This window comes from Synechocystis sp. LKSZ1 (assembly GCF_040436315.1).
Lineage (GTDB): Bacteria > Cyanobacteriota > Cyanobacteriia > Cyanobacteriales > Microcystaceae > Synechocystis.
Map to the genome: position 1 here is coordinate 860,831 of NZ_AP031572.1, position 20,426 is coordinate 881,256.

The window sequence follows — 20,426 nt, forward strand, 5'->3', positions numbered from 1 at the left end:
CCAAGTCTAGCGATAGTGATAGGTTGTCGCTAAATCCACCCCTGTTGGATAGCCTGGTAAATTGCCTGGTAACGGGTGCGAGCTTTCAGCTTAGAGAGAACGTTGTTGAGATGAAATTTGACCGTGCTTTCACTAATGAGCAACGCTTCTGCAATGTTGCGATCTCGATGTCCTTGAGTCAGCAATGTGAGAATTTCCAATTCGCGCTCTGTCAACTCATTGGCTCGAACTCCCCAGGGATATCCCTGGGTCACCGCTTCAACCACCTGTCTCAGTTGAGCTGGCTGAATCGACAGGTCAATCCTGGATTGAATTCCCTGAGGGCAGGGGTAAGAGGTCGTTACCCAGATCACGTTGCGATCGCCCGCCACTGCGTTGGGATTGTCAGTCAATAAGGGAACTTCTGCATCTGTGCATAGGGTGAGACCTGCCCTGACGGCGACTTGAGTCAACGCCAATTGCAATACAGGAGAGACGCAGGTAATTTCTACCTTTAATTCGGATAGTTCCCAGACGTAGGGCAAATCTACTCTGATTTGTAAAGCGCGCTGATGGGAGATCGGCTGGGTTGTGAGTTGCCCCCCCAGAACTGACGCCAACAGTTTAATCTCTCCAAGCCTTGCCTGGATCTGAACAGTAGAATCTGTCGCCAAAGTCGAAATTGTAGCTTCCAGGGAAACAGACTCTTCCCGATAAACCAGTTGGGCATAGGAAGCACAATTTAAGGTTTCAGCCATTTTCAAGAGCAGAAAACTAATCGCCAGGGAGAGCGATTGTTCTGTACCAAGCATGGTTAGCCGAGCACTACTGAGAATCTTCGCAATTTGATCGGAGAGGGCCAATTGACTGGGGCTATTGTTTGCTGAAAGTTGCCAGTTTTGCTTTTCTTGCTGGTATTGAATGGCAGTATCCAAGGCAACGGTGGCGATCGTGCTGAGGGTTTGCAGCACTTCCAGAAACTCCGATTCCAGGGGCTGACAGCTAAACATGGCCAACACCCCAATAACTCGATGACCAATGGCAAGCGGATATCCCGCAAAGCCGCGAATTTGATTGGCGATCGCCCATTCTCGATTGCCCACCCAGGATTCTTCAGGCAGGTTGTTACTCAGAAAAGAAACGCGATTTTGGGCAATTTTGCCGACCTTATAGGCACCCATGGGCACCCGTCCAAAAAAGCCATCGGTGCGGGTATACATCCCCGATGAAGCGACCAAACGCAACATTGATTGATTTGGTTCTAGTAACCAGATCCGTACAAAGGCACAACGAAAGCGCTCTACCAATCCTTCTGTCACCGATCGAGCAATTAAATCCGGTTCCAGACACCCTGCAAACGACTGAGCAATTTCGTTAGCTTGCTGCAAATCAAAGAGGAGTTGGGCTGAGTTAAGCAGTCTACCCGGTAGGGCTGACATTGTTTACATAAGGACAACTTTCTTTCCATTGAGCCTTAGTTCCAGGGCTAGCTTTGTAGTTAAAGCTACGAACTTATCTTCATACTCGATTTGTTTGCTTACATTGAGGACACCTGGCTCACCTGCACATCTTGAGTTCAAACTGGCGAAGCGGTCATTGACGACTGACAGGGCTAAAATTTTGGTTACCGTACCGGAAAGTTCCGAGTAGCGAAAACCAATGCTCGAGAGAATGATGCTTGCTAACATCCTGGGATGTCCTTAGCCAGGATCCCTGAGGCGATCGCCAAACGGTTTGGTTGGGACATCATTCATCTTTGTCCGGGAGAATTCAATAGTGTTGCGCGATTTCTGCAGTGCCAGATGCTTTTCAGGAAGTCTATTCGGTATCTCATAGACTCAAGGCTATGAGTTTGGCAGAGTATCCTCTTCCATTAGATTAGGAAAGCCGACTTGAGTGAGAACCTCGAAAACCCCTGATTGCAAGCCTTTCAGATACAATTTCGAATCAATAATTAGATTGGTTCCTGTTGGTTTATAAAATGCCCTAAACGCTTATCCGGCAAGCTTTTCAATAGACTGAAAGCCTCCGAGAGTGACGCAAGAGGGATAAGCTCACAAAAGGGGAAAATCATAGGCCAAGGTATATCCGCAAGACATTCTACCGCTACGGATTTCGCTCTTGAATGACAGCGAAATCCAATCAAAAACCGAACAATGATTCAGTCCACATCTACTTGTAGGTTCGGCTGAATCGGAATTTGCTTCACTGTTTGAATCGCTCTGCGCCGGATCTCAAGAATTTGACCAATCTCACGGGCAAAGCTCGGTTGACGTTCAATCATCTGGTTCACAACGTTGGAAGAAATCATCATCACTTCCAGATCGTTAGCGGCCACCACCGACACAGGACTGGGTTCACCAGAAAAGAGCGCCATTTCGCCAAAGAACTCGCCCACCTTCAGGGGAAGCACTTCGTGTTCCCGGTTGAGATCATCTGCCACTGAGAGAATTGCCTGTCCCGAAACGATGATATACAGGGCATTTCCCGGATCTCCCTGGCACACGACTGTTTCACCAACACCAAAATGCTGAAGCACAATTCCCTGAGACAAGCTCTGCCCATTTTCCTGTTCTTTGTCTAAGGGAACAAAAGCTGGAATCGATTGCAAGCTCTCGGCAACTTTCTTGGAAAGTCCTTTCGCTTGGGACGAGGGACCATGAAAATGGTAAAGGGTTCGAATCGGAAAGGGAATTGACAGATTATTCCGTTGGGCCGCGTACCAAACGCGAGTCATGAAGCGATCACGAATTTCCTCCACATCCCCATAGTCCTGGATAAAAAATTTCACCTCATAGGTCACGGCAAAATCATCATAGGACAGGGTAAAAATTTGCGGCTCTGGATTGGTTAAGATTCCCTGGGTCGCCAGTGCTGTGCTTTTCAACACTTGTTTTGCCAGATTGGGCGGATCATTGTAGGAAAACCCAATCTGGATGCGTTCGGCATGGAGGCGTTGTGGTTGGCTGAAATTGCGGATCGTTTCGCCACCAATCACTTTGTGGGGAATGACCACCATTTCCCGTTCCAGGGTTTGCAGGCGAACTGCCCGCCAGTTGATATCTGTGACCTGACCTACGGTATCGCCAATGCGTAACCAATCCCCCACCGAGAAGGGACGCTCAAACAGCAGGGCAATACCGGATGTAACGCTACCCAGCGTATCCTGAAGTGCCAAACCAATTACGATCGAACTTACGCCCAAAGCCGTTGCCAGACCCGCAAGATCCGCATTCCAAACTGTTGCTAGCACGATCGCCGTTCCCAGCAGAATTAGAAACAGTCGAGCCAAGTCGATCAAGAGTTTTGGCACTCTGGAACGCCAAGTATCCGCTTCTGCTTGCTCAAACAAAATGACGTTGAGAAGGGAGAGTGCCGCATGAATTATACAGACCCAAAGTAAGGTTTCAATACTCTTCATCCATCTGCCATCGGTGTCCAGTTTGAGGACATGCTGTATGAACAGCAGAAAAACTAGAACGGGCAGAATCAGGTTCCGCACAAGCCGCAGCGTAGTTGCGAGGGGTTTGCCGCGCCGCTGTAAGCGATGAATCACCTCTCCCAGCACAATCACCAGCAGCGGAAAACCGATCACCAAGGCGATTGCCCAGCCCAGTAAGTTGTTTTGGAGTGTGATGCTATTCATGCAATTCCTAACCCCTCCGACTGCACCGACAACTGGGTAGTTTTCAGCCGCCACGCATTCAGCTTGGTCTTGCCGTTTGCCACCAGTTCTCCCATTGCCTCAAACTCGTAGAGATCATGCAGACGATGGTGAACCCCCTGTGCCACTAGGATGGAACCAGGCGGACAGACGGCTCTCAGGGCATTAGCAAGGTTAATAGTATCGCCCCAAACGTCATAAATGAATTTGTTTCTACCCACAATTCCGGCAACCACATCACCCGAATTAATACCAATCCGAATATTTAGTTGAAAATCTCGTTCGTGGTTGAAACGGCGAATGATGGCAAGCATTTCCAGGGCAAAGTCGATCGCTCGTTTGTCATGATCCAGATAGGGCACCGAAAGCCCACAAACTGCCAGATAGCTATCCCCAATTGTTTTAATTTTTTCCATCCCATAGCGTTCTGCTGCTTCATCAAAGGCGGTCACCAGATCATTTAAAATTGCAACGATTTCATAAGCCGTTAGTGAAGCGGATAACTTAGAAAATCCAGTTAGTTCTGAAAACAGAACCGCCACATTGGATACATCTTCGGCAATATCTTTTTCGCCGCGTTTGAGTCGTTTGGCAATCGCGGCTGGAAACACGCTCAATAATAATTGTTCGTTTTCCTGATTTTTCTGCTCGACCAAGTTCGTCTGAGTCCGCAAACTGCGAACCATGGCATTAAACGATTTTGCCAGTTCTCCAAATTCATCCTCGGTTTCCAGCGGGGCGATCGCGGTGAGTTCTCCGGCAGCAACTTTGCGAGCACTCTCAATCAGTCTATTAATTGGTTTGACAAACAGGTACGCCATTGCCATTGCAATCAGCGTGACTAGCAACATCAGCAAAGTAGCATAGACCAGGATCTGGTGCTGGAAAGAGTAAATCGGGTCATAGGCTTCCGAGAGATCCATTTCCGACAGAATCACCCAATCCAATCCATCAATCCGCAAGGGTGCGTAGGAGCTAAGAACGGGAATGCCCCGATAATCGTCAATAATTTGCGTTCCTTGTTTTCCCGCTAGGGACTCTTCCGCTGCTTCTGTGCGCACGGTTTGTTGTAGAATTGAGGTGTTGTACTGCTGGATGCGGTTGATGTCTGGTTCTTTAACACCCAGCGAGCGCAACGCCTGAGTGTAACCTTTTGGATCTTGCACTAGAAAACGAGACACCGATCGCATTAAAAAATCACGTCCAACCAGATAACTTTCTCCCGTTTTTCCCAGACCATCCCTTTCCCAATTGCGGTTGCCCGTCATGACATTGTTAATCTCATCCACTGGCAACTGAAACGCCAGAATGCCAATCAGTTCAGATTGATTGAAGATGGGGGCGGCAATGAAGGCAGCGGGTGCGCCATAGGACGGAGCATAGGCGGCAAAATCAACGATTTTTGAGAAATCCCTTTCCTTCGATTCCCGTACGATCGCACTCAGTTTTGCTAAGTTACTGTCTTTATAAGAACCAATCTCAAAGTTGCTGACAAAGTCGGTCTCTTTAAAGACGGTGTAAACAACTGTGCCCTGGGGATCAATCAAAAACATATCGTAGTAGCCAAACTTCTCAATGATTTTGCGGAAAATTGGGTGATAGCGGGCGTGGAGGCGACTGTATTGGCTGCCATCGTTGGCAGCGTTCAAGAGATGTTTTTTGCCAACAGGATTGGGATTTGCAGCAATGTAGTAATATTGCAGATAACGCGACGCTGTTGCTTTTGGCGTATAGGATTGGAGAATCGGTGAGCCCTCCTCTACCTTGGCTAAGCGGGGCAAAAATTCGTTGCGATAGTAAGTGGCAATCTTATTGTCAAATAAGTCAGGTACATTAGCAGATTGAAGCTGCCGATAAGCGACATCAAACTCTTGCATAGCAGCAACAATTGACGGATCTTCGCTTAAGGTTTGGGTGTGATTTTGAATATTTTTGAAGTAGGCTTCGATTTGATAGGCCTTAGAAGCTCGGACGCTGGTTAGCTGGTTAAAAACGCGACTAGTCAAGTTTGTTTTCCCACTGCGATAACCCAGATATGCCGTCACCAAAATAGAGCAACTACTGACTGCCAGAAGCATCATAATGAGCTTTGATTTAATGCTGAGATTGTTGAGCGATCGCATAAAAACATCGCTGCTAACCTTTAACAGCCACCTGAAAATACCCATGGAGATTTTAAATCTTGGTGGCCCATGATACTGTATCTATTCAGGCAGATTAAAATTTGGTCAGTTAATTGGGTTCAAAATCGACATTAGCTTGGTTTCAGTCCCTAGCTCGCTTCTCGCAAAGTATCTACTCAGTAATTTTTTCACCTAGAACAATTGACGAGCGCGATCGCTGATGTAGCCCTCGACAGGGCACCGTGAAGATATTGCATTGAAGTTATCTAACGTAGTCCCTGAGACCGACGGAGTCAATAGGGAGTATTGAAACCCTTTTAGTGATTTAGTTTCAGCCCGTTTCTAGCCAAGCGAAATGGCTCTGATGCGGAGCCTGCCAGTGAATCTGAAGTCTCTCTATCAAAATCCAGCTTGGGTTGGAGGGTGACGCAGTCAAGCCAATAGCCGATCCAGTCCGCTAACGCTCTTCTATGAGTCCTGGATTTTTGTTGAGTCTAGAAGAGGCTAGGATATTTGTATGGAAAGATGAATGGGAGTAAATACCTAATAGTTACTATTGACTTAGTGGTTTGAGCTATTTAAACAACAAAAATCCATAGCTAGACTGAGTTAGAGAGAATTGTCCTTAAAGAGAACTATACCTTCTCTGATAGAATAGCCAAACTTGGCGTGGCGGTGTTTAAACAGGTAGCCCCCTAATAAGCGGTGAGATGGGGGTTAGACTTTGTCATTTCAAAGCCGGGCAAAGCCAGGCGACACTTGAAGGCGATCGGCCGTAGGCGGGACGCAACGACTACCACTGAGCGAAGTGGAACCCGCCAAATCCCAGGCCGGAGCAACAGGAACCGAAGCGGCCCAGCCCTCAGGAACCCGACGAGCTGCAACAAACGGCAGACCCGGAACAACGAACCGAGAAGCAGAAATTATAACCGTATAATAGCATGGGTGACTATTTATTATGGTGATAATTAATATAAAGAGGGATAAATTAGGTGAAAAATCTGGTAGAGGAATAAACTAGAAATAGGAAGAACAGAGGAGTTATTCGGGGTCTTAAAGAGAAAAAACTGCGCTTGAGACAAGGAGATAGAGGATATGTCAGCACTAGCCTTATTGCCATTCAGTTTACTGCGTCATCGTGGTGAAGAATCATATCCAGGGATAGGAGAAGAAAAGGAATTCACAGAGCAGGCGTGGCAAGAAAAACGACAGGAAATGGTAGAAGAGCAAATAGTAGCGCGAGGAATAAAAGAGCCACTAGTACTAAAGGCGTTAGAGAAAGTGCCCCGTCATCAGTTTGTGCCACCAAGAGAGCGTTACCTGGCCTATATCGATTCAGCACTCTCCATCGGCTATCAGCAGACGATATCCCAGCCCTACATCGTTGCGTATATGACGGAAAAAGCTGAAATTAAAGCAGAAGATAAGGTGCTAGAAGTGGGGACGGGCTGTGGCTATCAGGCTGCAATTCTGGGAGAAATAGCGAAGGAAGTGTATAGCATAGAGATCATCCATCCGCTAGCAGAAGAAGCCCAAAAAATCCTGAGAAAGTTAGGTTATCAGAATATTCATATAAAAGTGGGAGATGGTTATCAAGGATGGTCAGAAAAAGGGCCCTACGATGCCATTATAGTAACAGCGGCACCAGACCATATCCCCCCGGCTCTAATAGAGCAATTAGCTGTAGGAGGGAAAATGATTATACCTGTGGGTGAGGAATATCAAGAAATAGTGATTGTAACGAAGAAAGTAGAGGGAATTAAGCAGCAAAGAACAATTCCAGTCAGGTTTGTACCCTTAACCCGGAAAATATCTTAGAATAAACTAGAAAAAAGGCAATTTTCTGGGGTTTCAACGCTCTTGTAACCATTGGAAAGAAACGACGTTTAGTAAGAATCCAACGATGAGTAGCATGACCATGAGCGTAATTTGATACCAGAGAATAGGATGGACATTGAGATCTGCTAAAAGATGGGAAAAGTTAAGCAAGCTATAGAGAATAGTGAGACTAAAGTGAAACCATCTAAAGAATTTAGCTTGGGTAAAAAGGATAGTAATTAATGCCAGTATAGGGAAAGAGAAAAAAGCTAGCATTAGCCACAGAATAGGAGTAATCTCATTTATATCCTTAGCTTTAAATTCAGCCACACTAAGATTATGAAAGAGTGGCATTAATCCTAGGTCTGTGTGAAATAGGAGCATTAACAAAAAGACTATCCAGAGGATGATAATTTGAGTTCTGGGATTCATAGTATGAGGCAAGGGATAAAATACTGAAATTCTCAATAATGGTAAAAAAATAGCATAAAAAAAGATCTCAACAGTAATCCGTCGAGGTGAGGATAGGAATTTATGTAGCCGCTTTAAAGCATTTGGCGTGGCTGGACTTACTCGGTTCAAGGGCCAGGGGTTCATCAAGGAGACCGAGGCATTGGGCTTCGTTATCCACCAGGCAGAATGACCCCCGGCACAAGGCGAGGAACAGGACGACGGAGAAGGCAAGAAACAAAACAGAACCAAACCTAAGGGAGACAAGGGCGAGCAGTCTGATAATCAAGGCCCCCACCATAGCCCCGCAGGGCCAAGAACAATGGTGGCAACGAAAGGTGAGTTGATGCCGGAGGCACCCTTGACCCCGTAGGTAGAATGGCCAAACTTGGCGTGGCGGTGCAGTGCTTTTACAATGGCGAAGCCATGGCCCTTGTTGGCGTCCGCTTGACTGCCCAGTTAGGCGATGGATTTTGGGCTTTGATGTTGCGCTTCATTGTTGAGTTCAAAATGCTTGAATCTAGGCTGGGGCGCGAAGAGGAATGCCCTTGCTTAAGTCTTGGCCCTGGAGCTGGAATTTTCACGACGAATTATCTTTCTGCAAGGATACGTTCAAGTACGTTTGCAGATCCTCCGCAGCGCATTCGGCTTGCCCACGAACATAGTCATGGGCATCGGTGAGCGCCCGAGAAATGACTGGGAGTGCTACTGGGAGGTTCAATGCTCGGCAAGTTCGAGCAATGTGACCTAAACCAAGTACAGCGTTTCCTCGAACATTGAAGTCTGGATGACTGGCTAGGCGGTAGCAGATTTCTTCTGCCCACTCGCGGTCACAGTCTGGCGCATTCATGCCAATGACTATTGGCACATAGAGAAGGTCTTCTGGCTTACCCTCAGCCAAGACCGCCTCCACATCAGCTTCCATCCACCCTTGCTTAAATGGTTCCATGTGATGGCCTAACGGTAAAATTGAGCGACAGCGAGTAGACCAGAACGTAGCGAGAAGACCCCCTACTGTCCGCTCCACTGCCTTGTTAGACTGCGTTGTTGAGCGATTGCCTATGAACAGGGCGAACTTAGCTTTCAATCAGTCTTGTGTTCTCCATGTAAGCACAAAGCCTCACCCAACCTAAATGAGTGAGATGCTTTAACTTATTTGGATAATATCATTTTGAGCGAGATCGCCATCAATAACCCGCCAAACACTTTCTCTAGCCAGAAGTTAGAAATTCCGGTCGCCAGTTTTGCCCCCAACAGTCCACCGATTAAGAACCCTATACAAATTAGTGCTGCAACCTGTAAGTTGACGTAGCCTTGCTTGTAGTAAGTCCAGGCAGCCAGCAACCCCACAGGAGGAACGAGTAGAGCTAAAGTTGTGCCCTGTGCCTCGTGTTGGGCAAACCCGAACCCAAAAACTAGTGCAGGAACAATAAATACACCACCACCAATGCCAATTAAGCCACTGAGAAAGCCAGCACCTACACCCAAAAGTAGATATAACAATCCAGGAATCATGTGTAAATACCCCTACGAGAATTAATGAAGGCAAATCCGCTAACAGGTGCTTTCATCGCCCAACCTTTATTGCGACAGAAAATTTTACCCTCTCTGATACTTCATCATAAGGAGCATGATTGATAGCCACAAACATTCTTTTCGCTACTATCAATCGGTAAAATCGATTAATTGGCTTCAACAATTCGCCTATGGCAAGGATGACACTGGATCAACTACGAATTTTCTTGGTAGTGGCAGAGCAACTGCATTTTACTCGCGCTGCAGAAATTCTATATATGACTCAATCCTCCGTCAGTGCAGCGGTTCAAAATCTAGAAGAGTCTTATGGAATTAAGCTTTTTAGTCGTGTAGGTCGCCGCATCGAAATCACTGAAGCTGGACGACTGCTATATCATGAGGCTCAAAAGATTTTAGAACAAGTTGATTTAACAGAACGGGGATTGCAAGAACTCAATAATCTGCAACGTGGTGAACTGAAGTTAGGCAGCAGCCTTACAATCGGTAATTACTGGTTGCCTCAAAAAATTAGTTTATTTAAGCAACGCTATCCAAGGATTGATATTTCTTGCACACTCGCGAACACAGCAGAGATTATCGCTGGAACAGCGCATGGCTTGTTTGACATGAGCTTTATTGAAGGGGAAGTAGATGAGAAATCTAAGAACTGTTTACAGCAGGAGGTTGTTGGAGGGGATCACCTACGGCTGTTAGTTGGACAACCCCATCCCTGGTTTGTAGTTGATTCAGTTCCCGTCTCGGCACTGTTAACAACCTCCTGGGTCATGCGGGAACAGGGTTCAGGCACTCGTGCAATCTTTGAACGCACCCTAAAAGCATGGGGTATTAATCCTGATGAACTCAACATTATTCTGGAAATGAACAGTGGTGAAATGGTCAAAGCAGTCGTTGAAAGTGGTGTTGGCGCTACCGTTCTCTCCGAACTGATGGTCAAAAAAGAGTTGCAAGTTCAAAGTTTGGCAGCGATCGCTATTCACAATTCAGCCACCGAGTCGCTTTCTATTTGTCGTTCGTTTAAGTTGCTCAGATCTCTTTGTCGTTTTCAAACTAAGGCAAGTCAGGTGTTTAGACTAATGTTAGTCGAATCAAGCGGGTTACTCGAACAGTGAACAAAGTGTCTTAAGACTATTAACAAAAAACATCTTTAGCGGTCTAACAGTCGCGACACCGGACACAGACTACTCCAGCTATCAATCAGCATACTCCAAAGTTCCGGTGCATCGCGGTTGTTAGCATTCTGTTCACCAGACATACATGCTCGACTTTTTATTCAGGATTGTGAGATTCAACTGTTCTGAAGTGGGACATTGAGCCACCCCATAACAGACATGCAGCGGTAAAAGATGCTCTTCTCTAGGATGGCAATATCTTGTACCCTGAGCTGCACTCCAATCAACTAGCATCTGGCTTCTTTTCTCCTCCGTATACTCATGGTTTGAACAAACGTCCATTAACCACTGCTCAAAAGAGTGATTGAGTTGACGAGACTCAGCGGTATCGGGTGAAAAAAATGCCTTTAAATTATGAAATGAAAACCCTGAGCCAATTACTAAGATATTTTGTTGGCTCAGTCCCTCAAGAGCACGCCCAATTCTGATGTGATGAAATGGATCTAGCGTATTTACGAGAGACATTTGAACGCATGGAATATTTGCCTCTGGATACATAATCTTGAGTGGTACAAAAACACCGTGATCAAACCCTCTGGTTGGATCTAGTTTTGCATCAATCCCTGAATTGCTTAGCATCCTCTGGATTTCACCCGCTAAAGACGGCTCACCAAGGCAGGGATATTGAATTTCGTAGGATTCGGCGGGAAACCCATAGTAGTCGTAGATCAAGGAGGGATTCTGTCCACTAGTGATAGTAGGAGTTAGTTCTTCCCAATGAGCACTGACTACTATAAGCGCGTCGGGTTGGGGGATAATTGCAGCGAGGCTTTGCAGACATGAAACCATTTCCTGATGATTTGGATCTCCTAGCAACGGTAGAGGCCCACCGCCGTGCGAGATAAATAGAGCTTTAGGTATATATTTCATCATAAATTTCATGCGAATGCTAACTAGAGATTAGGCAGGGTAAGCAAAAGAATCAATCAGGACTTACGCAAGAGTCATAGGAATATCGGGATGCTGAAGTTGTTGGCCCACCAATTAGAGAGGTGTTCAGAGTAGAGACGTTCGGCTCCCTCTGCATTGCGCTCCTTGAGGAAATTAATGAGTTGGGTATAGGACGGCAAAGACGTTGCCATTCAGCTTGGTCTTCGGGGGAGAGTGATTGTAAGGCTCTGTCAACGAGTCTGGGTCTGGATTTTTTCATGGTGTACTTGAGATTGCCGTTTCGATTAAGGTAAAAGCGGCCCAATCCACCGGCTGAGGGTAAGTTTTTCGCACGGTCAATATGGCCTGTCGCAGGGCCTCTGCTTTATCCATTTTTTGGCTGAGATTTCGATAAAATTCCGTCATCAGCGGTGTCGTTGGGACATCAGGGACAGCCCAGAGCGTTACTACCACACTAGCGGCGCCTGCGGAGAGAAAGGAACGAGAAAGGCCAATGACGCCATCCCCCGTAATACGGCCCTGGCCGGTTTCACAGGCACTGAGAACGACGAGTTGGGCCTTGAGTTGCAGGTTAAAAATTTCTGCTGCCGTCAAGAGGCCATCATTGGCTTGGCCGGTTCCCGTCGGGGCCAGGGCAATCCAACTCTGTAACCCTTGTTGGTCATCGGTCTTGCCGTGGGTGGCCAAGTGAATGATTGATGCTTGCTTCATCCGGGAGAGAACTAAATCTTTACTTGCTTGGTTGCCGATTAGGGGTGTCGTCTTCAATAAAGCGGCAATGGCCCTGGCCTCCTGTTCTGCACCAGGCAAGCTGGATAGGGATAGAGGCGACTGGCCGGGCCAGAGAGACACCTGAGGCATGGTAGGATTACCCACTACCAGCGGCTCCTGCTTCGGGTTAGGGCCTTGCGGCGGAGATGGCCGGCTAAGACTTAGGGCCTGAATAGAAGGGGCTGTCAATAGAGGGTACTGTTCAATCAGATATTGTCCTTGGGAATTCTGCAGGGCCCCAAAGGGAACTAGAAACAAACTGCCTTGGGGAATGATGATGACCTTGGTATTAGCTGGCAGGGCCGAGCGGATAGGCTGGATCAGTAATTGATAGAGTTGTTGCAGATGGGCATTGAAACGAGTGTTGGAGTTGGTTGATGGCCGACCAGGATTAAGAGCAGGATTAAAGGCTACCGTAACGCCTCGGGAAGCCAGGGATTTTTCGACGATGCCCCGCTCACAGGCAAAACTACCAAAACAACGGGCCTGGGCAATGACTTTACCGAGGGAAACTGAGGTTGGCCCTTGGGGTAAAGGAACGGCGTGAAATAATACTTCTCCCGTGGGTTTAACCACCCAGATTAATAGCTTTTCTTGGCGCAGAAGGGAGTATTCCACCAGCGTTGCTTTTCGGCTTTGGGCCACTTGCTGAATTTTGGTCAGGGAAAGGGGGGGGACTCGATGCGACTGAGCGTAGTTCGTTTCTCCACCACTGGCGAGTAATTCGACAAAGGCCCTGGCCCTCCCCCGTTCGGCAATTTCAAGGGCCTGAGCAATTTTAGCGGCACTGCCCTGCTCAATCAGAACTTCTTGCAAATTTTCATAGACGGATTGTTGGGTCTCAAAAATAGAAATCTTGTGGCGGTCAGCCAGATTCACCCGCAAGGACTCTAAAATTTCGATGGAGGAGCGGAGCTGGCTTTCTGCAAGCTCCAGTTGCCCTGTTTGTCGGAGGGAATACCCCAGTTGGTTACGGGCCAGAGCTTCTCCTCGACGATTGCCCAATTGTTGCCAGAGTTGTAAGGCCTGTTCAAAGCGCTTAATGGCTTCCTCAGCTTGACCCTGGCGGAGCAGAATCATCCCCAATTGAAACAGTGCTTCAGCTTGGCCATCTCGGTCATTGATGTGGGTCAGGATTTGATAGGCTTTTTGCTGGGCGTCGAGGGCCTCCACCAGTTTATTCTCTGCCAAATAGCACTGACTGAGGTGTAACAGGATCAGACTGCGGGTTCCTTGGTCTTCGTAGAAACGCTGATAAGCCTCCCACAAACGGCCCTGAGCCAGGGTATAATCCCCCTGGAGATAATCCACTTCTGCCAATTCAATTATGGCCCGGCTATAACCGTGGGCCAGTGCCCACTGTAGGTTTTCCTGGGCAAGGTCATACTGGCCCAGGGCCTGATAGATACGTCCTAAGAAATAACGGGCCCCTGGTAATTGGTTGGGGTTACTTTGCGCTTGTTGTTCGAGGCTGAGGGCCAAATCGAGGGCCTGTTGGTATTGAGCACTATCCAGCAGACTACTGAGACGTTGATAGGGATCGGCGGCCTGGGGATTCGGCAGTTTCCGCACCACAATGTCATCCAACCAGGCCGTGCCAGTATTCACGGACAGAATGCGGAAGTCTATGTAATCGTTATGCCCAATATTGATGGTGGTTTTAAACGGTTGCCAATCATAACTTCCCGGCGGTAGGGGCGGTAAACGCTTCGTCCAGGCAGCATCAATGGCAAAACCGACGGCTCCTCCACTCAGGTTGTCAGCTTTGGCATAGTAGGAAATTTCGTATAAACCATTGGGTTCCAGGCCGGAAATCCGTTGGGAAAGGGTAGTAAAGACATGGGGCGCACTCGGGGAGTAGTTAGTTACACGTAGAGAACTTTGCCCACTATGGAATTGAGCCCGGTCGCGTTTCATAAAGGCGCGGGCATTCAGACTATTCCACCAGGTTCCAAAGGCAAAGGGGCCTTCCTGGCGTTCGTAGTGGCCAGTGCCCCAGGGGAGAATCAACCCCTGCTCAAAACCACCGTTCTGGAGGAGGTTATGGGGGTCGGCAACCAGGGCTGGCCTCGGCGGCAACAAACTCTGTTCTTGATGTGCAGTCTGGAAATAGGTTTGGAATTGGGCTGGATTTCCTTGGGCCAAGGCCACAGCCGCTAGATTATTTAAGACTTCTACTCGTAGGGCCGAGGGAGTATTCTGAGCCCTGAGTTGCTGATAGGCCTGTTGATAGTATTGCTGGGCCTGCTCATAGTTTCCCTGGTCAAAGGCCTGGTCTCCCTGGTGCAAAAGGTCTTCAAGAGAAGAGGCGCGTTGGGGCCCCGCGAGGGCCGTTCCCGTCCATCCCAAGCAACTGAGTAGTACTAACCATGGCCAAAGAGTGTAGCCTTTCAACTCGCCAGGCCTCCCCTAGTTTGGGCGCTATCTCCACTTTAGCGCGAGGCCAGCATTCAGCGTTCTAATTCAGATAGCGACTGAAACTATTAAGACCAGACCTATGGAGCCGTCTTGCTGAACACTTTGAATTGAATCGGGATGACAGGATTTGAACCTGCGGCATCTTGCTCCCAAAGCAAGCGCGCTACCAAGCTGCGCTACATCCCGTAGTCATGCCTTCCCATTCTAGGCGAAAGGTTGGCGGATTGTCACCCCAAGGCTAGTCGGGGTACCAAAACATCCCCTTAATCCCCTCCGGATCAAGGACAAAGCCTAGGCGTCGATAGAAATCGACCACATGGGGGTCAGCAAAGAGGGTGATGTTACTAATATCGGCGGAGCGGAGTTTACGGATCGTATATTCCATCAAGGCTTTCCCCAGGCCTTTACTTTGCTGATTGGGATGGACAACCACATCCCACACCGTTGCATTGAAGGCATGGTCAGAGGTGGCCCGAGCAAAGCCTACAAGACGACGTCGTTTACCCCGTACTTCCCACAGGGTAACCACTAAGAAACTGCACTCAATGGCCTTTTTGACCTTCCGGATTGGCCGCCGAGCCCAACCCACCGCATCGCAGAGTTCTTCCAGCTCGTAGAGGTCAAGATCGCGCTCTGTACTAAAAAAGAGACGGGCCTCGCCACTGCCATTGCTGAAAAGTTCCACGGCTTCCCCGCCAAATTGCGGGTCCTGGGGGGGAGCAACGGGATCTGCGGTAAACAAACGTTTCCAAAAAACCATGCCGATGGGTTTTACTGAGCAGTAAAGAGGGAAAATTGGCTAACGATCCCTAGTATAGAAGCAATTAGAGCGTTAGGGATTGAGCATCCTTCTCAATCAAAGCGGCCAGATCCTGGAGAAAAGACGCCGCATGGGAACCATAAATTGTGCGGTGATCAGCGGTGAGATTGACACTCATTTGTCGTTGGACACCGATCAGGCCCTGGTCATTGGCCACCACCTGGGGTCGAGAGGCCCCTACGGCTAAAATTCCGCCCTGGCCCGGAGGCAAGATAGCATCAAACCGATCGACGCCAAACATCCCCAGGTTAGAGATCGTAAAGGTTCCAGTGCTGTACTCCTCTGGCTGTAATTGCTTGGCCCGGGCCCGTTCCACCAACTCTTTCCAGCGACGGGAGAGGGAGTAGATATCCCACTGGTCGGCATTTTGAAGAACCGGGGTAATTAAGCCCCCATCGGGCATGGCCACGGCTAGAGCAATGTTAATGGCCTTGTGGTAAACAATGCCCTGCTCGGTATAGCTGGAATTCAGAATCGGATGCTTCTTCAAAGTAGCCGCAACGGCCTTCGCCAGCAGGGCCGTCATGGTGACGCCTTTGGATTTAATTTGTTTGTAGAGATGGTCTAGACCATCGGTGGCGATCGTATAGCCGACCCGGAATACCGGCGCTTGCATAGCCGCCACCATATTTTGGACAACGGCTTTCTGGAAGGTTGTCAGGGGGACGGTTTCACCGCCAACCACAACGGGAACCGGGGCAGCCGGGGCAGGGCTTGGGGCCGAGACGGGAGCAATGACGGGAGGTGCGACCACGGGAGTTGTCACTTTTCCGACGGCCCGCTCAACATCTTCCGCCACAATACGACCGTAGGGGCCTGTGCCCTGGAGGGTTTGGATATCAACTTTTAACGCCTTCGCCAGTTTCTTGGCCCGAGGAGAGGCAATAATGCGATTAGAGCTATGTCCATTACTGCTCGGAGCTGGCGTACTCGCTAGGACAGGCTCAGGGGCGGCTGGGGCCACGGGCGTTGCGACGGGAGCACTACTGGGTGTCGGGGCCCCACCACGACTTTGGGCTTCGGCAATTTCTGCTTCTGTTTCGGCAATGAGGGCAATGGCAGCCCCCACTGGTGCCTCCTGGCCCGCTTCCACCAAAATAGTGGCCAGATAGCCTTCGTAGAACGATTCCACATCCATGTCGGCCTTGTCCGATTCCACGACAACCACCGTTTCCCCCTTCTCGACCTTGTCCCCTGGGGATTTCACCCAGGAAACGATCTTGCCCTCGGTCATGGTGGAACTCAGCGCCGGCATGAAAATATCGTGAATCATGGTGGAATTGTCTCGACAGTGCAAAGAAACAGGCCAGATTGAATTTTATCAGAATTTTAGGAGGGCCATCCCCTCAAACCACTGACCGTAGCCAGGATGAGGGGGCCAGGCGCATTCTTCCCCAGACTAGATCAGTTTGACGGCACGTAGACCATAGAGTAGGCCTAGGGTCAATCCCGTAAAGCCAACGATATAACCGATAAATAGAGCAACACCAGCGGCGGACATGGCAGTAAACCTCTTGTTAAATCAAAACGATTTGCAATTTTTTGTTATTCTACTTCTCAACGCCCCCCTGTGAATGCTTGAGTTATGCCCTCCGTTCTGTCTGTTCCTTTGCCCGATAACCCCTATACCGTGGTCAATGCACCGGGAGCTTTAACGGAGTTAGGCCAACAACTCCTGTCTCTGGGCCTGGGCCAAAAAATATTAGTGGTTTCCAATCCCGAAATCTTTGCTCACTATGGGCGTTTGGTGATAAACAGCTTAACCCAGGCCGGCTTTAGCGTCACGAGTCATTTGATCCCGGCCGGCGAAAATCACAAAACCCTGGATTCCATCACCGACCTCTACGATACCGCCTTTAAACACCGACTAGAGCGTTCCTCCACCCTGCTGGCCCTGGGGGGCGGCGTGATTGGAGATATGACGGGCTTTGCGGCGGCCACCTGGCTCCGGGGTATTAATTTTGTGCAGGTTCCCACCAGTCTCCTGGCCATGGTGGATGCTTCCATTGGGGGCAAAACGGGGGTCAACCATCCCCATGGCAAAAATTTGATTGGGGCCTTTTATCAACCCCGTCTAGTGTTTATTGATCCCTTCGTGTTGAAAACCTTGCCAGAGCGCGAATTCCGAGCCGGGATGGCGGAGGTGATTAAGTACGGCATTATTTGGGACAGGGAACTGTTTGAGCAACTAGAAGCGGCTCCCCGACTGGATAGTTTAGAGGGCCTATCTCCAGAACTACTGGAAACGATCATTACCCGTTCCTGTCAGGCCAAGGTAGCGGTAGTGAGTCAGGATGAAAAAGAAGCGGGTCTGCGGGCCATTTTGAACTATGGCCATACCGTTGGCCATGGCATTGAAAGTTTAACGGGCTATAGTTCCATCAATCACGGGGAAGCGGTGGCCCTGGGCATGGTAGTGGCGGGCCGTCTAGCGGTTAACCTAGGTCTCTGGTCAGCGGCAGAGGCCGAGCGCCAAGATGCCGTGATTCGCAAAGCCGGCCTACCAACTATCCTCCCTTCCCAGTTAACCGTGGAAGCGCTCTGGGACAGTCTCCAGATGGATAAAAAAGTCAAATCGGGCCAAGTGCGCTTTATTTTACCCACAGCGATTGGCCAGGTAGAAATGACCCAAGCCGTCACCCAGGCCATTCTGGCAGAGGCCCTAGCGGACATTCCATGAAAACCATACTTGCCCGTAGGTGGCCGGGCCTAATTCCCTATCTATTCCTCTTGCCGGCCTTGTTGATTTTAGGCCTAGCCGTTTTTTATCCGGCCATCCAGGCCTTTTCCCTCAGTTTTACCCAGTACGACCTGGATTTAAGCCAAGCCCCCCGTTGGGTTGGGCTAAAAAATTTCCAAAAATTGGCCGGGGATGCTGTCTTTTGGCAGGCCCTGCGTAATACCTTTTTCTATTGGTTGGGGGTTGTGCCCGTGCTAGTACTCGCGCCCCTCGGCCTAGCTATTTTGGTTAATCAAAAGCTGCGGGGTATGGCTTGGTTCCGCATGGCCTACTACACCCCGGTGATTATCTCCATGGTGGTGGCAGGTATTGCCTGGAAGGCCCTGTACACTTCCGACGGCATTTTTAACCAAATTTTGCGCTGGATTGGCCTGTCCCAAGGAATTCCTTGGCTGACAAGTCCCGACCTGGCCCTCTGGAGTGTGATGCTGGTGACTATCTGGAAGGGCCTGGGGTACTACATGGTTATCTACCTGGCCGGCCTCCAGGGCATTCCGGCAGACTTATATGAAGCAGCCGCCATTGACGGCTCCGACGGTTGGCAAAAACATTGGGATATTACCCTGCCCCTGATGCGGCCTTACTTGTTGTTGGTGGCGGTAATTTCCTCTATCTCGGCCATGAAGGTCTTTGAAGAAATCTACATCATGACCCAGGGGGGCCCTCTCAATCATTCCAAAACTGTTGTGTACTATGTCTATGAGCGGGCCTTTCGGGATTTGGAAATGAATTATGCATCAGCGATTGGCCTGGTGCTGTTTCTTTTCATTTTTGTTTTTTCTCTGCTCAATTTGTATCTATCCCGCCAAACGAATAGTTTGCCCTAAGCCAAGTCTGGCAGATAATTCTGAATTAACGATCCGTCTTAGAGATGCTTTTTTACAAAAAAGAAGATCATCAGCACCAATTCATGTCTTGGTTCAGCAACACTTTATTTTGCCTGGCTCGTTTGGCCTCGTACATGCGTTGGTCGGCAGTTTCCATTAGTGTTTCCGGTAGACTACCATCAGCTGGATAAGTGGCAGCTCCAACACTGGCGCCAATGTTGAGGGCCTTTCCTTCAAACCAAAAGGATTTTTGACACCGCTGGATGATTCGTGTGGCGACTTGCTGGGCACTACTAGAATCCTGGACTTTAGGGAGAATAACCGCAAATTCGTCACCACCTAATCGAGCAGCCGTATCCGATTCTCGAGCTTCTAGGGCGATACATTGGGCCATCTCTCGAATAGCGGCATCTCCAGCACTGTGACCATAGGTATCGTTAATGAACTTTAGACCGTCCATATCGATCATTAGAACCGTTAAACCACGACCTTCTCGCCGACATTCCGCCAATCCACAGCGCAAATGATCGAGAAAGAGGGCACGATTGGCCAAGCCCGTGAGATAATCGGTCGTCGCCTGGCGAAATAACTCGTCTCCACCGTACTTTGTGGCATAAAACATTGCCGCGGCAGTTAACTCAGACATGAGTCCCAAAAGGTAAACATCGGTCTGGCTAAAGGCAAAGGGCTCGGAGGCACAAACCTTGAGAACCCCCACAGCTTCTCCTTCGTGGAGTAGGGGAACCACCACCATGGAACGGAGACCCACGCGACGACAGGCCTCTCGATCCACTCGGTCATCTGTTTCACTGTCTTCACAACAGAGGGCCTTACCTGAGGCAATACAAAGCCCCGATAGACTAGTTTTGCGATCTAAACGAAAACCCAGCATCGGTGATAGGCTACCGGCTGTGGCCCTGTACACCATCTCTTCGCCTTCTACTAATTCAATAACGGCCCCCATACCTGGCGTAATGACTAGAGAACGCTCTGAGACCAAGGCCATAACTCGGTCAAGATAGAGGCCTAGTTTGACAATATCCGTTTGCGTTCGTATTATTGCTAAGAATTGAGCTGGCGTTGGTACAGGACAGGATTGGAATTTAGCCATTATTTAGCCATTCATTATTTAACTATTTAACTATCTCTCATGGCTTGGCGTCACAATTTACAAGTCGTGACTAATTATCAGCTTACTAGATTTTAAAACCTCGTAAAAC

The 20,426-nt window shown here is 48.9% G+C and carries 18 protein-coding genes and 1 tRNA gene; 6 read left to right on the forward strand and 13 right to left on the reverse strand.

The genetic code is table 11. The annotated features are described in order from the left end of the window. Positions 1-29 precede the first annotated feature (29 nt). The 4 genes from ABXS88_RS04125 to ABXS88_RS04140 form a co-directional block, all read right to left on the reverse strand. The gene (locus tag ABXS88_RS04125) at positions 30-1,418 is read right to left on the reverse strand and encodes a LuxR C-terminal-related transcriptional regulator (protein ID WP_353673921.1); all 1,389 of its coding nucleotides are present in this window, start codon (positions 1,416-1,418) and stop codon (positions 30-32) included. Between the two features lie 3 nt (positions 1,419-1,421). Further along, positions 1,422-1,667: a hypothetical protein gene (locus ABXS88_RS04130; protein ID WP_353673922.1), complete on the reverse strand. Its 246-nt coding sequence runs from the start codon at positions 1,665-1,667 to the stop codon at positions 1,422-1,424. 473 nt (positions 1,668-2,140) lie between these two features. Next, positions 2,141-3,625 (reverse strand): mechanosensitive ion channel family protein, encoded by a 1,485-nt coding sequence (locus ABXS88_RS04135; RefSeq protein ID WP_353673923.1) that lies wholly within the window; start codon positions 3,623-3,625, stop codon positions 2,141-2,143. Then, positions 3,622-5,811, reverse strand: a complete 2,190-nt coding sequence (locus ABXS88_RS04140) for an adenylate/guanylate cyclase domain-containing protein (protein WP_353673924.1) — start codon at positions 5,809-5,811, stop codon at positions 3,622-3,624. Before ABXS88_RS04140 ends, ABXS88_RS04135 begins: the two co-directional genes overlap by 4 nt. Before the next feature lie 763 nt (positions 5,812-6,574). On the opposite strand from ABXS88_RS04140, the gene ABXS88_RS04145 reads away from it, so the two are divergent. The 3 genes from ABXS88_RS04145 (at position 6,575) to ABXS88_RS04155 (ending at position 8,715) form a co-directional block, all read left to right on the forward strand. Next, positions 6,575-6,703 carry a hypothetical protein gene (locus tag ABXS88_RS04145; RefSeq protein ID WP_353673925.1) on the forward strand — a complete coding sequence of 43 codons (129 nt, stop codon included), beginning with the start codon at positions 6,575-6,577 and terminating at the stop codon, positions 6,701-6,703. Positions 6,704-6,861: 158 nt separating this feature from the next. After that, positions 6,862-7,584, forward strand: coding sequence for a protein-L-isoaspartate(D-aspartate) O-methyltransferase (locus tag ABXS88_RS04150; RefSeq protein WP_353673926.1), 723 nt, complete (start codon positions 6,862-6,864; stop codon positions 7,582-7,584). 828 nt (positions 7,585-8,412) lie between these two features. Next, entirely contained in the window at positions 8,413-8,715 is a 303-nt protein-coding gene (locus ABXS88_RS04155; protein ID WP_353673927.1) for a hypothetical protein, read from the forward strand. Positions 8,716-9,186: 471 nt separating this feature from the next. Here the strand turns inward: ABXS88_RS04155 and ABXS88_RS04160 are convergent, their stop codons facing one another. Beyond that, the gene (locus ABXS88_RS04160; protein ID WP_353673928.1) at positions 9,187-9,549 is read right to left on the reverse strand and encodes a sulfite exporter TauE/SafE family protein; all 363 of its coding nucleotides are present in this window, start codon (positions 9,547-9,549) and stop codon (positions 9,187-9,189) included. A gap of 200 nt (positions 9,550-9,749) precedes the next feature. Here ABXS88_RS04160 and ABXS88_RS04165 point away from each other — a divergent pair, with 200 nt between their 5' ends. Beyond that, a complete protein-coding gene (locus ABXS88_RS04165) occupies positions 9,750-10,679 on the forward strand; it encodes a LysR substrate-binding domain-containing protein (RefSeq protein ID WP_353673929.1) in 930 nt (309 codons plus the stop codon). Positions 10,680-10,811: 132 nt separating this feature from the next. On the opposite strand, the gene ABXS88_RS04170 is transcribed toward ABXS88_RS04165, so the two are convergent. The 7 genes from ABXS88_RS04170 to ABXS88_RS04200 all read right to left on the reverse strand — a co-directional run bounded on the left by ABXS88_RS04170 (position 10,812) and on the right by ABXS88_RS04200 (position 17,140). After that, the gene (locus tag ABXS88_RS04170; protein ID WP_353673930.1) at positions 10,812-11,621 is read right to left on the reverse strand and encodes a class III extradiol ring-cleavage dioxygenase; all 810 of its coding nucleotides are present in this window, start codon (positions 11,619-11,621) and stop codon (positions 10,812-10,814) included. Positions 11,622-11,683: 62 nt separating this feature from the next. Continuing rightward, positions 11,684-11,821 carry a hypothetical protein gene (locus ABXS88_RS04175; protein ID WP_353673931.1) on the reverse strand — a complete coding sequence of 46 codons (138 nt, stop codon included), beginning with the start codon at positions 11,819-11,821 and terminating at the stop codon, positions 11,684-11,686. Between the two features lie 64 nt (positions 11,822-11,885). Next, positions 11,886-14,795, reverse strand: a complete 2,910-nt coding sequence (locus ABXS88_RS04180) for a CHAT domain-containing protein (RefSeq protein ID WP_353673932.1) — start codon at positions 14,793-14,795, stop codon at positions 11,886-11,888. Between the two features lie 136 nt (positions 14,796-14,931). Then, positions 14,932-15,005 (reverse strand) — tRNA-Pro (locus ABXS88_RS04185). Between the two features lie 52 nt (positions 15,006-15,057). Continuing rightward, a complete protein-coding gene (locus ABXS88_RS04190; RefSeq protein WP_353673933.1) occupies positions 15,058-15,579 on the reverse strand; it encodes a GNAT family N-acetyltransferase in 522 nt (173 codons plus the stop codon). Between the two features lie 64 nt (positions 15,580-15,643). After that, on the reverse strand, positions 15,644-16,912 hold the full coding sequence (locus tag ABXS88_RS04195; RefSeq protein ID WP_353673934.1) for a dihydrolipoamide acetyltransferase family protein: 1,269 nt from the start codon (positions 16,910-16,912) through the stop codon (positions 15,644-15,646). A 126-nt stretch (positions 16,913-17,038) separates the two neighbouring features. Then, a complete protein-coding gene (locus ABXS88_RS04200) occupies positions 17,039-17,140 on the reverse strand; it encodes a cytochrome B6 (RefSeq protein WP_353673935.1) in 102 nt (33 codons plus the stop codon). 84 nt (positions 17,141-17,224) lie between these two features. Here ABXS88_RS04200 and aroB point away from each other — a divergent pair, with 84 nt between their 5' ends. Together aroB and ABXS88_RS04210 are read left to right on the forward strand one after the other, a co-directional pair. Beyond that, positions 17,225-18,319 carry a 3-dehydroquinate synthase gene (gene aroB / locus ABXS88_RS04205; protein ID WP_353673936.1) on the forward strand — a complete coding sequence of 365 codons (1,095 nt, stop codon included), beginning with the start codon at positions 17,225-17,227 and terminating at the stop codon, positions 18,317-18,319. Then, positions 18,316-19,206 (forward strand): sugar ABC transporter permease, encoded by an 891-nt coding sequence (locus ABXS88_RS04210; RefSeq protein WP_353673937.1) that lies wholly within the window; start codon positions 18,316-18,318, stop codon positions 19,204-19,206. Before aroB ends, ABXS88_RS04210 begins: the two co-directional genes overlap by 4 nt. 70 nt (positions 19,207-19,276) lie before the next feature. Here ABXS88_RS04210 and ABXS88_RS04215 read toward each other — a convergent pair whose 3' ends face one another. Then, on the reverse strand, positions 19,277-20,317 hold the full coding sequence (locus ABXS88_RS04215) for a sensor domain-containing diguanylate cyclase (RefSeq protein WP_353673938.1): 1,041 nt from the start codon (positions 20,315-20,317) through the stop codon (positions 19,277-19,279). Positions 20,318-20,426 lie beyond the last annotated feature (109 nt).

What these genes read in the sequence shown, in the direction of transcription:
- ABXS88_RS04215 (WP_353673938.1), bottom strand. Translation starts at nt 20,317, where the DNA reads ATGGCTAAATTCCAATCCTGTCCTGTACCAACGCCAGCTCAATTCTTA.
- ABXS88_RS04175 (WP_353673931.1), bottom strand. Translation starts at nt 11,821, where the DNA reads ATGGCAACGTCTTTGCCGTCCTATACCCAACTCATTAATTTCCTCAAG.
- ABXS88_RS04125 (WP_353673921.1), bottom strand. Translation starts at nt 1,418, where the DNA reads ATGTCAGCCCTACCGGGTAGACTGCTTAACTCAGCCCAACTCCTCTTT.
- ABXS88_RS04155 (WP_353673927.1), top strand. Translation starts at nt 8,413, where the DNA reads ATGGCCAAACTTGGCGTGGCGGTGCAGTGCTTTTACAATGGCGAAGCC.
- ABXS88_RS04170 (WP_353673930.1), bottom strand. Translation starts at nt 11,621, where the DNA reads ATGAAATTTATGATGAAATATATACCTAAAGCTCTATTTATCTCGCAC.
- aroB (WP_353673936.1), top strand. Translation starts at nt 17,225, where the DNA reads ATGCCCTCCGTTCTGTCTGTTCCTTTGCCCGATAACCCCTATACCGTG.
- ABXS88_RS04200 (WP_353673935.1), bottom strand. Translation starts at nt 17,140, where the DNA reads ATGTCCGCCGCTGGTGTTGCTCTATTTATCGGTTATATCGTTGGCTTT.
- ABXS88_RS04195 (WP_353673934.1), bottom strand. Translation starts at nt 16,912, where the DNA reads ATGATTCACGATATTTTCATGCCGGCGCTGAGTTCCACCATGACCGAG.
- ABXS88_RS04165 (WP_353673929.1), top strand. Translation starts at nt 9,750, where the DNA reads ATGACACTGGATCAACTACGAATTTTCTTGGTAGTGGCAGAGCAACTG.
- ABXS88_RS04190 (WP_353673933.1), bottom strand. Translation starts at nt 15,579, where the DNA reads ATGGTTTTTTGGAAACGTTTGTTTACCGCAGATCCCGTTGCTCCCCCC.
- ABXS88_RS04135 (WP_353673923.1), bottom strand. Translation starts at nt 3,625, where the DNA reads ATGAATAGCATCACACTCCAAAACAACTTACTGGGCTGGGCAATCGCC.
- ABXS88_RS04150 (WP_353673926.1), top strand. Translation starts at nt 6,862, where the DNA reads ATGTCAGCACTAGCCTTATTGCCATTCAGTTTACTGCGTCATCGTGGT.
- ABXS88_RS04160 (WP_353673928.1), bottom strand. Translation starts at nt 9,549, where the DNA reads ATGATTCCTGGATTGTTATATCTACTTTTGGGTGTAGGTGCTGGCTTT.
- ABXS88_RS04210 (WP_353673937.1), top strand. Translation starts at nt 18,316, where the DNA reads ATGAAAACCATACTTGCCCGTAGGTGGCCGGGCCTAATTCCCTATCTA.
- ABXS88_RS04140 (WP_353673924.1), bottom strand. Translation starts at nt 5,811, where the DNA reads ATGGGTATTTTCAGGTGGCTGTTAAAGGTTAGCAGCGATGTTTTTATG.
- ABXS88_RS04130 (WP_353673922.1), bottom strand. Translation starts at nt 1,667, where the DNA reads ATGTTAGCAAGCATCATTCTCTCGAGCATTGGTTTTCGCTACTCGGAA.